A 13597-nucleotide genomic window follows, 5' to 3' on the forward strand; every position below is an offset into this window, starting at 1 on the left:
CGCCAAGGCCGCCGCCGTCACCGGCACGCGGGCGCATGCCTCCGCCCAGCCTGCCCGGCCCGCCGGCGCCAAGGGTTCGAGCAAGCCGTCGCCGGCCGCGCGAGCGCCCGCGAAGAAACCCCTTTCCAAGACCGCGGCCAACGGCGCGCCGCGCAACGCGGCCCATGCCGCGGGCGCGCGCCGCCGGCCGCTTTCGTAAAATGCCATTCCGCCCGGGCCGCATCGCGGCCCTTCTCCCGCCCCGCCGCCTGCGGCACGGGGCGCTCTTGCGAAGTTTCTCCCTATGCTGAACATCGTCATTCTGGCCGCGGGGCTGGGTAAACGCATGCAATCGGACCTGCCCAAGGTCCTGCATACCCTGGCCGGACGGCCCATGCTCGATCATGTCCTGGACAGCGCCCGCAGCCTGCAACCCGCCCGCATCGTGGTCGTGGTCGGCCATGGCGCGGACCGGGTGCGCGCCGCCTATGCCGGCCAGGACGACCTGCACTTCGCTCTCCAGCAGCCCCAGCACGGCACCGGCCACGCGGTGGCGCAGGCCGCGCCGCTGCTGCTGGAAGGCGATGCGGACGACGCCACGCTGGTGCTTTACGGCGACGTGCCGCTGGTCCAGCCCGAGACCTTGCGCCGCCTGCTGCAAGCGCGCGGCCAGGGCATGGCCGTGCTGACCGAAACCGTGGCCGATCCCACCGGCTACGGCCGCATCGTGCGCGACGCGCAGGGTCAGGTGACGCGCATCGTCGAGCACAAGGACGCCAGCGAGCAGGAACGCGCCATCCGCGAGGTCAATACCGGCATCATCGGCGCGCCCACGGCCCGCCTGAAGAACTGGCTGACCCGCATCGGCAACGACAACGCCCAGGGCGAGTACTACCTGACCGACACCGTCGGGCTGGCCGTGGCCGACGGCGTGCCGGTCGGCGCCGCGCAACCGGCCGCGGCGTGGGAGACGCTGGGCGTCAACAGCCGCGTGCAGCAGGCCGAACTGGAACGCATCTGGCAGCGCGAACAGGCGCGCCGCCTGCTGGAGGCCGGCGTCACGCTGGCGGACCCGGCCCGTTTCGATCTGCGCGGCAGCATGGCCGTGGGCCGCGACGTCTACATCGACGTCGGCTGCGTGTTCGAAGGCCGCGTCGAGCTGGCCGACGGGGTGCGCATCGGGCCGCATTGCGTACTGCGCGACGTCAAGCTGGGCGCCGGCACCCAGGTCGAGGCCTTCAGCCACCTGCAGCAGGCCCAGGTGGGCGCCGAGGCGCGCATCGGTCCTTATGCGCGCCTGCGCCCGGGCGCCGACCTGCGCGACCGGACGCACGTCGGCAATTTCGTCGAAGTGAAGAACGCGGTGATCGGCACCGACAGCAAGGCCAATCACCTGACCTATATCGGCGACGCCGACATCGGCGCGCGCGTGAACGTCGGCGCGGGCACCATTACCTGCAACTACGACGGCGCGAACAAGCATCGCACCATCATCGAGGACGACGTCTTCGTCGGCTCCGACACGCAACTGGTCGCGCCGGTGCGCGTGGGCCGCGGCGCCACGCTGGGCGCCGGCACCACGCTCACGCGCGACGCCCCCGCCGAGCAATTGACGGTCTCGCGCGCGCGCCAGGCCACCATCCCCGGCTGGACGCGGCCCGTCAAGAAGAAACCATGAAGGACACCTCCGATTCCCCGGCCGGGACGGCGCCTGGCGCCGCGTCCGGCGGCCCGGCTTCGACCCCCCCGGGCAAGGCCGCCGTCCAGGACGGCCTGCCCACCCCGCGCCGCTACTGGGCGGCCAGCGTCGTGTTGTTGGGCATCAGCCTGTCGGTGCTGGACAGCACCATCGCCAACGTCGCCCTGCCGACGATTTCCCATGACCTCGGCGTCGATCCCGCGGATTCGGTGTGGATCGTGAACGCCTATAGCGTGGCCCTGGTGGTCATGCTGCTGCCCCTGTCGTCGCTGGCCGAGCGCGTGGGTTTTCGCCGCATGTTCGCCATGGGGCTGGGGTTGTTCACCGTGGCGTCGCTCGGTTGCGCCATGGCCAATTCGCTGGTGACGCTGACGCTGGCCCGCATCTTCCAGGGCGTGGGCGCGGCCTCGCTGATGTGCATGTTCGGCGGGCTGGTGCGCCATATCTATCCGCATGCCAAGTTGGGGCGGGGCATCAGCCTGAACGCGACGACGGTGGCCGTGATGTCGGTGCTGGGGCCGACCATCGGGTCGGCCATCCTGTCGGTGGCCGCCTGGCCATGGATCTTCGCCGTCAACGTGCCGCTGGGCATACTCGGCATGTTCTGGCTGCGTTTCCTGCCGGACGTGCCGCGCACCAATACGCGCTTCGACGCCATCAGCGCGCTGCTGAACATGCTGACGCTGGGCGTCTTCATCATCGGCGTCGACAAGCTGGTCGCCGACCCGGTGAAGGGCGTGGGCCTGATCGCGATCTCCCTCGTCACCGGCTATATCCTGGTGCGGCGCGCCACGAAGCAGACCGCGCCCCTGGCGCCGGTCGACCTGTTGCGCATACAGCCCATCGCCTATGCCGTGGCGGCGTCCGCCTGTACCTTCGCGGCGCAGATGGCCTCCTATGTCTCCCTGCCGTTCTTCTTCCAATCGGTGCTGGGGCGCCCGCAGTTGCAGGTGGGTATGCTGATGGCCGCCTGGCCCATCGGCACGGCCGTCGTCGCGCCGCTGGCGGGGCGCCTGTCGGACCGCTTTTCGGCGGCCACGCTCAGCGGCGTGGGGGCCGCGGCCATGGTGCTGGGCCTGGTGGCGATGACGCTGCTGCCGCACGACGTGGGCAACACCACCATCATCGTGGTCATGTTCGTGTGCGGCCTGGGCTTCGGCTTTTTCCAGACGCCCAACAACCGGTCGATGATCGGCTCGGCGCCGCGCTCGCGCAGCGGCGCCATCGGCGGCCTGCAGGCCACCACCCGGGTTTTCGGGCAGAGCTGCGGCACCGCGCTGGTGGCGACCGCCTTCGGTCTGAGCACGGCCCATGGCCCGTCGCTGGCCCTGATCCTGGGCGCCGTCTGCGCCGGCGTGGCGGTCCTGGTCAATACGGTGCGTTTCAAGGCGGTGGCGCCCGTGGCCTAGGTCCCTGGGTCGCGTCGACACGGCGTCACGCCGCGGCGACGCTGGAAAGCAGCGCGCGGGCGGACCTGGGCCGGCTCGCGCCGAGGCGGCTTCCGCGCGAGCCGTCGCCGCGAGGGCGGGCCCTATAATCCCGTGCATCGGGCGCGTGCTTCGTCACGCGCCATGTTTTCTAGGGCGAATGCGATGAAGATTACCGTGGTGGGTACGGGCTACGTGGGCCTGGTGTCGGGTGCCTGTCTGGCTGAAATGGGCAACGACGTCATGTGCCTGGACGTGAATAGCGCCAAGGTGGCCTTCCTGCGCGAAGGCGGCATCCCGATCTACGAACCGGGCCTGGAAGACCTGGTGCGCCGCAACGTCCAGGCCGGCCGCCTGCATTTCACGGACGACGTCCCCACCAGCGTGGCGCATGGCGACGTGCAATTCATCGCCGTCGGCACGCCGCCGGGCGAAGACGGCTCGGCCGACCTGCAATACGTCCTGGCCGCCGCCCGCGGCATCGCGCGCCACATGGCCGGCCGCAAGATCATCGTCGACAAGTCGACCGTGCCGGTGGGCACCGCGGACAAGGTGCGCGCCGCCGTCAGCGAAGTGCTGGCGGAGCGCGGCGTCGATCTGCCCTTCAGCGTCGCGTCCAACCCGGAGTTCCTCAAGGAAGGCGCGGCCATCCATGATTTCATGAGCCCGGACCGCGTCGTCGTCGGCGCCGACGACGATTACACCATCGGCGTCATGCGCAGGATCTATGAGCCCTTCCAGCGCACGCACGATCGCCTCATGGTGATGGACGTGCGCTCGGCGGAGCTGACGAAATACGCGGCCAACGCCATGCTGGCCACGCGCATTTCCTTCATGAACGAAATGGCCAACCTGGCCGAAGCCGTCGGGGCCGACATCGAGCAGGTGCGCCGCGGCATCGGCGCCGATCCGCGCATCGGCTATCAGTTCCTCTATCCGGGCGCTGGCTACGGCGGTTCCTGCTTCCCCAAGGACGTGCAGGCCCTGGGCCGCATGGCCGGCGAGCACCAGTTGCCGATGCGGGTGATCGAGGCGGTCGAGGCCGCCAACGACGAACAGAAGTTCCGCCTGGCGCGCAAGATCGTGCGCCGCTATGGCGAGGACTTGAGCGGCCGCAGCTTTGCCTTGTGGGGCCTGGCCTTCAAGCCCAACACCGACGACATGCGCGAGGCCCCCAGCTTGACCGTGATCGAGGAACTGACGCGGCGCGGCGCGACCATTCGCGCCTACGATCCGGTGGCCATGGACGAGGCCGCCAAGGTCCTGGGCAAGAATCCGCGCGTGAGCTTCGTGGCCGACATGTACGATGCCCTGGAAGGCGCCGACGGGCTGGTGCTGGTCACGGAATGGAAAGTCTTCCGCGCGCCGGACTTCGAGCGCGTGCGCGCCTTGCTGAAGACGCCCCTGATCCTCGACGGCCGCAATCAGTACAACGCGGCGGACGTGAAGGCCGCGGGCTTCGAATACGAGGGTATCGGCCGCGCATGAAGATCCTGCAGCTTAATTTCGAGAAGGGCTGGCGCGGCGGCGAGCGGCAAACGCTGTACTGCATGATGGCCTTCCGGGATGCGGGGCACGAGGTGGAGCTGCTGGCGCGGGCCGGCGCGCCGCTGGCGCAGCGTGCCGCGGAGCAGGGATTCAAGGTGCATGCCGTGTCCGGCGTGCCGGGGCAGATCGGCTTTCTCGCCGGCCGTGGCCGGCGCTACGACATCATCCACGCGCAGACCGCCAATACGGTGACCTGGGCCGTGCTGACCAAGCCGGCGCACCGGCGGCCGGTGGTCTTTTCGCGGCGCACGTCCTTCGTGGTCAAGCCCAACGAGGAATGGAAGACCGGCTTCAAGTGGCGCCACGTCGATCTCTTCGTGGCGATCAGCGACATGGCGGCCACCGAGCCGCGCCGGCTGGGCCTGGCGCCCGTGATCATCCGCAGCGCGGTGGCGCCCATGCCGCCCGACGCGGCGAACCAGGCGCGGCTGGCGGCGGAATTCAAGGTGCCGGGCAAGCGGATCATCGCCACGTCCGCCGCCTTGATCCACGACAAGGACCCGCTGACCATGATCCGGGCGGTGGCGGAACTGGCGCGGACGCGGCGGGACTTCCTGTTCGTGCATTTCGGCGCGGGCGGCAACGAAGAAGCGCAGGCGCGCGCGCTGGTGGCCGAGCTGGGCGTGAAGGATGTCTACCTGTTCGCCGGTTTCCGCAAGGGGGTGGAGGATTTCTATCCCTGCATGGACGTGTTCGCCATGACGTCGCGCGAGGAAGCGCTGGGCAGCAGCGTGTTCGATGCCTTCCTGCAGCGCGTGCCGGTGGTGTCGACGGACGCCGGCGGCCTGAAGGAAAGCCTGGCCGACGGGCGCGGCATTCTTTGCGCGGTGGAGGACTACCGCGCCGTGGCGCGCGGCATGGCGGCCTTGCTGGACGACGATGCCCTGCGCCAGGCGATGACCGCGCGCGCCTACGACTACGTGCGCGTCGAGCACGACGTCGGCACGATGGGCGGCCGCTACCTGGACCAGTTCGAGCGCCTGTTGCGCGAACGGGGCGAGGCGGCGCGCCTGGAAGGCTGAGCGGATCCCGCCGCATCACATCGCATCGCATTGCGTGTCGCGTGCAATGCGCAAGGCGTTACGGTCCGGGGCCGCCTACGGTTCCAGCGGCGTCACCGCCATGCGGGTTTCGAACTTCGAGCGGTGCACCGAAAAAAAGGTCCGCACGTTGCGCACGTTGGCCTGCGCGGTGAACGCCCGATGCACCAGCGCATGGTAGGCGGGCATGTCGCGCACCTGCGCGATCAACACGAAGTCCGGGCCGGGCGATACGCGATAGCACTGGAGGATGGCGGGTTCGTCCCGCATGCGCGCCTCGAATTCCGCCATCTTTTCCGCGGCCTGGACGTCCAGCGTGATTTCCACGATGGCGGTCAGGGTGCTGCCCAGTTGCGCGGGATCCAGGATGGCGACCTGTTTTTCGATCACCCCGGTCTCCACCAGGCGGCGCACGCGGCGCAGGCAAGTGGGCGGCGAGGCGTGGACCTTGCCGGCCAGTTCCTGGTTGGTCAGGGAGGCATCCTCCTGCAACTGGGCGAGGATGCGGCGGTCGAGGTCATCCAGAGGGATGGCGGCGGGGAGCACCATGTTGCGATAGAAAATTCCATAATCTTCGGTATGTATTTCTTAAATTTCATACGTACCTAATCATTGAATATTAGTTCATTTTCGTCGGAACAAAGAAATCTTATTTCTCCTTCACCCGCCCACAATGGCGCCTGTCTTTCTTTTTTCCGGAGCCAGCCATGTGCGGAATCGTCGGTGCCGTCGCCCAACGCGACATTACTCCTGTCCTGGTCGAGGGCCTGCGTCGCCTTGAATACCGCGGCTACGACTCCTGCGGCGTGGCGGTCTACGCCGACGGCGAACTGCGCCGCACGCGCAGCACGGAGCGCGTGTCCGAACTGGCCGCGCTGATCGCCCAGGAACACCTGACGGGCTACACCGGCATCTCCCACACCCGCTGGGCCACGCACGGCGCGCCGGCCACGCACAACGCCCACCCGCACTTCTCGGCGCATGGCAAGGACAAGCCGCGCATCGCGCTGGTCCACAACGGCATCATCGAGAATCACGACGAGCTGCGCGCCGAATTGCAGGCGGCCGGCTACGTCTTCGAAAGCCAGACCGACACCGAAGTCATCGCGCATCTGGTGAATCACCTGTATTCCGGCGATTTGCTCGAAGCCGTGCAGCAGGCGGTGCGCCGCCTGCTGGGGGCCTATGCCATCGCGGTGTTCTGCCGCGACGAGCCGCATCGCGTGGTGGGCGCGCGCCAGGGCTCGCCCCTGGTGGTCGGCCTGGGCAAGAACGAGAACTTCCTCGCCTCGGATGCCTTGGCGCTGGCGGGCACCACCGACCAGATCATCTATCTGGAAGACGGCGACGTCGTCGACCTGCAGTTGTCGCGCGTGTGGATCACGGACGACCAGGGCCGCGCCGTCGAGCGCAAGGTCAACACCGTGCAGGTTCACAGCGGCGCCGCCGAGCTGGGGCCGTATCGCCATTTCATGCAGAAGGAAATCTTCGAGCAGCCGCGCGCGGTGGGCGACACCTTGCAGGACATCGAAACCATTACGCCGGAGCTGTTCGGTGACGGCGCCTACAAGATATTCAAGGAGGCGGACTCCCTGCTGATTCTGGCTTGCGGCACCAGCTACTACGCGGGCTTGACCGCCAAGTACTGGATCGAGTCCATCGCCAAAATTCCCGTGGCGGTGGAGATCGCCAGCGAGTATCGCTATCGCGACAGCGTGCCCAATCCGCGTTCGCTGGTGGTGACGATTTCCCAGTCGGGCGAAACGGCCGACACCCTGGCCGCGCTGAAGCATGCGCGCAGCCTGGGCATGGAGCACACCCTGACCATCTGCAACGTGGCGACCAGCGCCATGGTGCGCGAATGCCGGCTGGCCTTCATCACGCGCGCCGGCGTGGAAATCGGCGTGGCCTCGACCAAGGCCTTCACCACGCAACTGGCGGCGCTGTTCATGTTGACGCTGGCGCTGGCGCAGGTGCATGGCCGCATCACCGATGAAGAAGAGGCCGAGCACCTGAAAGCGCTGCGCCACCTGCCGGCCGCCATCAGTTCGGTGCTGGCGCTGGAGCCGCAGATCATTTCCTGGGCGGAGCGTTTCGCGTCCAAGGAACACGCGCTTTTCCTCGGCCGCGGACTGCACTATCCGGTGGCGCTGGAAGGGGCCTTGAAGCTGAAGGAAATCAGCTACATCCACGCGGAGGCCTATCCGGCCGGCGAACTCAAGCACGGCCCGCTGGCCCTGGTCACGGACCAGATGCCCGTGGTCACCATCGCGCCGAAGGATGCCTTGCTGGAGAAGCTGAAATCCAACATGCAGGAAGTCCGCGCGCGCGGCGGCGAGTTGTACGTGTTCGCGGACGCGGACAGCCAGATCGTGCGCGACCCGGGCATGCACGTGATCCGCATGCCCGAGCACTACGGCAAGCTCTCGCCCATCCTGCACACCGTGCCGCTGCAGTTGCTGGCGTATCACACCGCCTGCGCGCGCGGCACGGACGTGGACAAGCCGCGGAACCTGGCGAAGAGCGTGACGGTGGAGTGAGGGGGCTGTTCAAGCTGGGCGGCCGGGGAACGGAGGTGCTGTCGGTCTGCGCGAGGCGTCTCGGCGGCGTCACGGCGCGGCGGGCGGGCCGACACGTCATACACTGCACGTGACGGGCTCATCCGAATAGCGCGGCCGAGGCGACCAGCGAGCATATGAAAATCAACTGCGACTTCTCCGATTTAAGACTCATCCTCAACATAGCGGAAACGTCCAGCCTGACCGTCGGTGCGGAACGTTCGCACCTTTCGCCGCCGGCGGCGAGCGCGCGCCTGAAAAAGGTGCAGGAGTCGATAGGGCAGGCGCTGTTTCACCGCACCGCCAATGGGCTGATGCCGACGGCCGCGGCGCATACATTCATCGGCGGCGCGCGAGCCATTCTCCAGCAACTGGAACGCCTGGAGCAGGAGATGGAAAGCCAAGCCAAACGGGTATCGAGTTGCATACGCCTGTTGTCTACGGTTCTGGCCGTCAATGGCCTGGTCAGGGATGCGATAGAAGCATTCATGCTCACGCATCCGGATATAAGCTTCAACCTGCAGGAGCGCTCGTCGCGGGACATATCGAGCGCGCTGAAAGCGAAGCAGGCGGAAATCGGCGTGCTGTCGCTGAACGATATTCCCCGCGATGACCTGCTGGTCTACCACCCGTTGAAAATCGAGGACTTGGTATTGATAGCGTCGCCGGCCCATCCCCTGGCCGCCGAGGACTCCGTCGAATTCGCACAGGCGCTGAAGTTCGATTTCATTTCCCTGTACGAGAAGTCGCCTTTCTATCAATTCATAAAGGGCGCCGTCAGCCAGGAAAAAGCGCTGATGAAAATACGGATCCATACCCAGAACTTCGAGGCACTGTGCGACCTGGTGGCGGCGGGTCTCGGTATCGCATTGATTCCCCATAGCGAAGCCATCCAGAAATCGAAATACTTCAACTATCGCATCATAAGAATGATGGATAAATGGGCGGTCCGGGAGGTGTATATAGCCACCCATCGGGACAAAACCGCCGACCCGGGGATCAAGGCCCTGGTGGACTGGATCCTGCAGTCCCAGAACATGAAGAACGATGTGAGCGGGCTCGCGTTTCCGAAAACCTAAAAACGATCCCGATCTGGCGGTCGACGGGCCGCATTGCAAGTCGCCGGTCCTTCGGGGCGGCAAGCCGCGTGAATTCCAAAGATTTGAAAACGCGGCTGATAATTTGCGAATTGATTCCTCCATTTGCCTATGCAACCATCGAATCGCGAACCGGCAGGAGACCGGACTTCGTCATCGATCTGATTTTGCTTTCGTCCCGCTTCCCTTGCCCATGGGATTTCGCCATTTTCGGCGGCCCTGGAACAGGACTGCGCAAAATCAGGGATGGTTCAAAAATACATAAGCCCAAATCGAGGAATTTTCATGGCCGACCCTATCGACGGCGCCCAGACCCGCAATTCCGGCACGGATTCCCTTGTCGCGTTCATCATGGCAGCAGGCACGGCGGAATTAACGGCCGACGTGGTGGAGAAAACCAAGCACCATATCGTGGACACGGTCGCCGCCATGATTTCCGGCCTTACCCTGGATGTGGGCAAGCGCGCGCTGCAGATCGTGCCACTACTCGAGGGCCGCCCGGAAGCCGGGGTGGCGGGCAGCCCTGTCCGGCTGCCGTTTCAGCATGCCGCGATGGTCAACGCCATGTTGGCCCATGCGGATGAAACCGACGACTCCCACGAGAAATCCAAATTTCATCCCGGCTGCGGCATCGTGCCCGCCGCCCTGGCATTGGCCGAGCGGCAGAAGGCAGACGGCCGCGACATCGTTCGCGCGGTGGCGCTGGGCTACGACGTGGGCGCCCGTGTGTTGGAAGCGCTCGGGCCCATGCCGCTGAACATGGCCGGGCACGCTTCCCACGCCATCGGGCCGCTGTTCGGCTGCGCAGCGGTAGCGGCCAATTTGCTAGGCTTCGACGCCTCCAGGACAGGGCATCTGCTGTCATACGCCGGGCACGAGACATCAGGGTTATCGTGCTGGATGTCCGATTCGGATCACGTGCAGAAAGCCTTCGTATTCGGCGCCATGGCGGCGAAGAATGCGCTGTTCTCGGCATTGCTCTGCGAACAGGGCTGGACCGGATGTCCCGAGGTTATTTCCGCCGAGCGGGGATTGCTGCACGCCTACGGCACGGGAGAAGGCGGGCGATCGCTCGATGAACCGATGATCCTGGGTAACGAGATTCTCCATTCCGATATCAAGAAATGGTGCGTCGGCTCTCCCATTCAAGCGTGCCTGGACAGCCTGGAGGCGATGCTGCCCTCGATACCTGCCGACGTGGAACAGATACGCTCGGTGGACGTTGAAATCCAGGCCAACGAGGTGTTCATCGTCGAAGCGAGGGCCATGCCCAATATATCCTTGCAACATCTGCTGGCGCTGTTCCTCGTGGACCGCGAACTCACATTCGACTCGGTGCACGATGTCGGCCGAATGCAGGACAGCCGAGTGCTGGCGGTGCGCAAGCGCATCTCTCTGATACCCAGCATCGAGTTGCAGGAAGCGGGCGGCCGCCAAGCCATCGTTCGCGTCAACCTGGCCGACGGGCAGACGCTGCGCCATCACACGCCTTGCGTCAGGGGCACCTGGAAAAACCGCATGTCTCGCGATGAAATCGACGCCAAGGCATTCGGACTTGTCGAACCGATACTGGGCCGGTCGCGCGCGCGCGACCTTCTGGACGGTCTGTGGAAGCTGGAGACCTTGAGCAATGAGCGTTGGGTGGCACTTACCGGCCTGTTTACCGGGGAACTGCCCAGGGGCTGCTAACACGGCCAGTGCGTGACGCCTTCCCGTGTTGACAGCCCCTGAATCCCCTTCCTGATTCGACCGCGAGCACGGGTGGCCGGAATGCCTTGATTCCGGCGCCAGGAACATCAAACGACGCCGGACCCACGCAATTCGGCGACATGCGCCGCCGACAGACCGAGTTCGCGTAGCACCTCGTCCGTATGCTGTCCGGGCGTGGGGGCAAGCGAGCGGACGCCGCTGGATGTGGCGCTGGACCTGATGGGCTGGCCGACCAGCCCGATGTTGCCGAGCACGGGATGCATGACATCCCACCGCGTGCCCAGATGGCGCACTTGCGGATCGTCGAATGCCTGCGAGACTGTGTTCACCGGCCCGCAGGCCAGGCCTTCCCGGCTGAGTTTGTCTATCCAATGGGCGCTGGTATTGCCGGAGAAAATAGCCTGCAGCGCTCCGTTCAAAATATGCCGGTTGGCCGAGCGCTCCCGGTTGCCGACGAAGCGCGGATCGGCCAGCCACATGGGACGGTCCAAAGCCCGGCACAGGCGCTGCCACATGGTCTGTCCGGACGCGCAGATGGTGATCTTGCCATCCTGCGTGTCATAGACCCCGGTAGGAATGATGGTCGGATGGTCGTTGCCGGCCTGGACGGGAAGCTCTCCTGCCACCAACCAGCGGGCGGCCTGGAAATCCATGACCGCCAGCAGCGACTCCAGCAGGGACGTCTGAACCCATTGTCCCGCGCCGGTCCGTTCGCGCTGCAGCAAGGCCATCAAAATGCCGAGCGCGCAGTAAAGGCCGGCCGTGGTATCGGCGATTGCGACGCCGGCGCGCACGGGCCCATGGGCGGGCAACCCCGTTACCGACATCATTCCCGTCATCCCCTGGATTATCTGGTCGTAAGCGGGACGTTTGACATACGGGCCATCCTGGCCGAATCCCGAAATACTTGCGTAGATCAGCCCTGGATGGTTCTTCTTCAAGGTTTCGTAATCGATCCCCAGGCGATGCTTTACCTCGGGCCTATAGTTTTCAACTACGACATCAGCCGTTTCGACCAGGCGCCGGAATATCTCTACGCCGGCCTGTTTTTTCAGGTTCAAGGTCAGGCTGCGCTTGTTCCGGTGCAGATTCTGGTAATCCGGTCCCAGATGGGTTCCTCCCATTTCCGTCTCGAGATTCGGCTCGACCGGCAATTCGACCTTGATGACATCGGCACCCCAGTCGGCCAATTGACGCACCGCCGTCGGACCCGAGCGCACCCGCGTCAGGTCGAGAATTCTGTAGCCGTGCAAGGGTAGCGAAGCATTTTCGGTCATGGTCGTCTCTCCAGTCCGCCGGGGCTATAAAAAGACAGGGTCTTGCCCGGGGCTTTACAGAATCGCATGCCGGTAAACAAGGCACAATTCGCGAATATTGAGATTGAAATTCTAAAATTCGGAATCGAGGGCTTCCATTTATTTCGCCGGCCCGTTCCTTCCGGGCACGATCCTGGAATTTCAAAAAGACAAAGTTGCTTTTCCAGAATTGCGAATTTTTATCCGCAATGCATTCTGGGAGAATCGCCACATCGCATTGCGGTCAGCCGATGTGGTCATGCCGGTGCCTCGCATTCCAAAAAAGAACAGGCAACTTCCGGCGCTCCTCCGCTATCCAGGGTCGCTGCATCAAAACAAAGGACACGATATGCCTTCGTCTTCCGAGCCACGTCTACACGTAAGCCGGCAAGGGCCGCTGGCCCTCGTCAGCATGGATAACCGCGCCAAGCTGAACGCGCTTACCTTCGATATGTGGAACAGCCTGCCCGATATATTGGCCGGCCTCGATCAAGACCCGGGGGTCCGTGCGATCGTGCTGCAGGGGGAGGGAGACAAGGCATTCGCCTCCGGCTCCGATATCTCGCAATTCGAAAAGAAGCGCAGTTCGCCCGAAGACACCGCGTTGTACAACGCGACGGTCGAGCGGGCCGTCGACGCAGTGCGCCTGGTCAGCAAACCCACGATCGCGCGCATTCGCGGATATTGCCTGGGCGGGGGCTTGGCGCTGGCTTTGCACTGCGATCTGCGCTATGCGACCGCAAACGCCATATTTTCGATACCCGCCGCCAAAATCGGCGTGGCTTACAACCCGCTCTGGCTACATCGTCTGGCGTGGCTGACAGGGCCGGCAGCCGCCAAGGAAATCCTTTATACGGCGCGGCGTTACGACAGCCAGACTGCGCAGCGCATCGGCTTGGTCAACGCCGTATTGGAAGGACGGGAAATCGACGATCTGCTGGACAGGATCTGCGAACTCGCGCCTTTGACGCACATCGCTTCCAAGCTGGCTATCGACCAGGCCTGCTCGGTCAAGGGCATGGACGTATCGGTTTGCAGGGACGCCGTCGATCTGTGTTTCGGCAGCAGCGACTATATCGAAGGGCGCAAGGCTTTCGCGGAAAAGCGCCCGCCCCGTTTTACGGGTTCCTGAGCCTCTGGTCAAAACTTTTTTTAAGAAATCGCGGCCCGGCAACCATTGCCGGAAACCAGGTGGCGGTCATCTTCCGACGAGTCGGAAGGAGTCCGATACTGCGCAAAAAAAA

The 13597-nt window shown here is 64.9% G+C and carries 10 protein-coding genes; 8 read left to right on the plus strand and 2 right to left on the minus strand.

Annotated elements, in window-relative coordinates; all coding sequences use genetic code 11:
* Window positions 1–283 precede the first annotated feature (283 nt).
* The 4 genes from glmU to CAL29_RS00330 all read left to right on the plus strand — a co-directional run bounded on the left by glmU (window position 284) and on the right by CAL29_RS00330 (window position 5675).
* Window positions 284–1657 carry a bifunctional UDP-N-acetylglucosamine diphosphorylase/glucosamine-1-phosphate N-acetyltransferase GlmU gene (gene glmU, locus CAL29_RS00315; RefSeq protein ID WP_094851031.1) on the plus strand — a complete coding sequence of 458 codons (1374 nt, stop codon included), beginning with the start codon at window positions 284–286 and terminating at the stop codon, window positions 1655–1657.
* Window positions 1654–3087 carry an MFS transporter gene (locus CAL29_RS00320; RefSeq protein ID WP_094851032.1) on the plus strand — a complete coding sequence of 478 codons (1434 nt, stop codon included), beginning with the start codon at window positions 1654–1656 and terminating at the stop codon, window positions 3085–3087. Before glmU ends, CAL29_RS00320 begins: the two co-directional genes overlap by 4 nt.
* 183 nt (window positions 3088–3270) lie before the next feature.
* Window positions 3271–4593 carry a UDP-glucose dehydrogenase family protein gene (locus CAL29_RS00325; protein ID WP_094851033.1) on the plus strand — a complete coding sequence of 441 codons (1323 nt, stop codon included), beginning with the start codon at window positions 3271–3273 and terminating at the stop codon, window positions 4591–4593.
* Window positions 4590–5675, plus strand: a complete 1086-nt coding sequence (locus CAL29_RS00330; protein WP_094851034.1) for a glycosyltransferase family 4 protein — start codon at window positions 4590–4592, stop codon at window positions 5673–5675. Before CAL29_RS00325 ends, CAL29_RS00330 begins: the two co-directional genes overlap by 4 nt.
* A gap of 75 nt (window positions 5676–5750) precedes the next feature.
* Here CAL29_RS00330 and CAL29_RS00335 read toward each other — a convergent pair whose 3' ends face one another.
* Entirely contained in the window at window positions 5751–6242 is a 492-nt protein-coding gene (locus CAL29_RS00335; RefSeq protein WP_094851035.1) for an Lrp/AsnC family transcriptional regulator, read from the minus strand.
* 158 nt (window positions 6243–6400) lie between these two features.
* Here CAL29_RS00335 and glmS point away from each other — a divergent pair, with 158 nt between their 5' ends.
* From glmS to CAL29_RS00350, 3 genes are all read left to right on the plus strand, one after another.
* Window positions 6401–8233 (plus strand): glutamine--fructose-6-phosphate transaminase (isomerizing), encoded by a 1833-nt coding sequence (gene glmS / locus CAL29_RS00340; protein WP_094851036.1) that lies wholly within the window; start codon window positions 6401–6403, stop codon window positions 8231–8233.
* A gap of 155 nt (window positions 8234–8388) precedes the next feature.
* The gene (locus CAL29_RS00345) at window positions 8389–9330 is read left to right on the plus strand and encodes a LysR family transcriptional regulator (protein WP_094851037.1); all 942 of its coding nucleotides are present in this window, start codon (window positions 8389–8391) and stop codon (window positions 9328–9330) included.
* Between the two features lie 303 nt (window positions 9331–9633).
* A complete protein-coding gene (locus tag CAL29_RS00350; protein ID WP_179283852.1) occupies window positions 9634–11037 on the plus strand; it encodes an MmgE/PrpD family protein in 1404 nt (467 codons plus the stop codon).
* A gap of 107 nt (window positions 11038–11144) precedes the next feature.
* Here the strand turns inward: CAL29_RS00350 and CAL29_RS00355 are convergent, their stop codons facing one another.
* Entirely contained in the window at window positions 11145–12335 is a 1191-nt protein-coding gene (locus tag CAL29_RS00355; RefSeq protein ID WP_094851039.1) for a CaiB/BaiF CoA transferase family protein, read from the minus strand.
* 367 nt (window positions 12336–12702) lie between these two features.
* Between CAL29_RS00355 and CAL29_RS00360 the strand changes: the two genes are divergently transcribed.
* Window positions 12703–13485: an enoyl-CoA hydratase-related protein gene (locus CAL29_RS00360; protein WP_179283853.1), complete on the plus strand. Its 783-nt coding sequence runs from the start codon at window positions 12703–12705 to the stop codon at window positions 13483–13485.
* Window positions 13486–13597 lie beyond the last annotated feature (112 nt).

It is taken from the genome of Bordetella genomosp. 10, from assembly GCF_002261225.1.
In the GTDB taxonomy this organism is placed as follows: Bacteria; Pseudomonadota; Gammaproteobacteria; order Burkholderiales; family Burkholderiaceae_B; genus Bordetella_C.

What these genes read in the sequence shown, in the direction of transcription:
- glmU (WP_094851031.1), top strand. Translation starts at nt 284, where the DNA reads ATGCTGAACATCGTCATTCTGGCCGCGGGGCTGGGTAAACGCATGCAA.
- CAL29_RS00320 (WP_094851032.1), top strand. Translation starts at nt 1,654, where the DNA reads ATGAAGGACACCTCCGATTCCCCGGCCGGGACGGCGCCTGGCGCCGCG.
- CAL29_RS00325 (WP_094851033.1), top strand. Translation starts at nt 3,271, where the DNA reads ATGAAGATTACCGTGGTGGGTACGGGCTACGTGGGCCTGGTGTCGGGT.
- CAL29_RS00330 (WP_094851034.1), top strand. Translation starts at nt 4,590, where the DNA reads ATGAAGATCCTGCAGCTTAATTTCGAGAAGGGCTGGCGCGGCGGCGAG.
- CAL29_RS00335 (WP_094851035.1), bottom strand. Translation starts at nt 6,242, where the DNA reads ATGGTGCTCCCCGCCGCCATCCCTCTGGATGACCTCGACCGCCGCATC.
- glmS (WP_094851036.1), top strand. Translation starts at nt 6,401, where the DNA reads ATGTGCGGAATCGTCGGTGCCGTCGCCCAACGCGACATTACTCCTGTC.
- CAL29_RS00345 (WP_094851037.1), top strand. Translation starts at nt 8,389, where the DNA reads ATGAAAATCAACTGCGACTTCTCCGATTTAAGACTCATCCTCAACATA.
- CAL29_RS00350 (WP_179283852.1), top strand. Translation starts at nt 9,634, where the DNA reads ATGGCCGACCCTATCGACGGCGCCCAGACCCGCAATTCCGGCACGGAT.
- CAL29_RS00355 (WP_094851039.1), bottom strand. Translation starts at nt 12,335, where the DNA reads ATGACCGAAAATGCTTCGCTACCCTTGCACGGCTACAGAATTCTCGAC.
- CAL29_RS00360 (WP_179283853.1), top strand. Translation starts at nt 12,703, where the DNA reads ATGCCTTCGTCTTCCGAGCCACGTCTACACGTAAGCCGGCAAGGGCCG.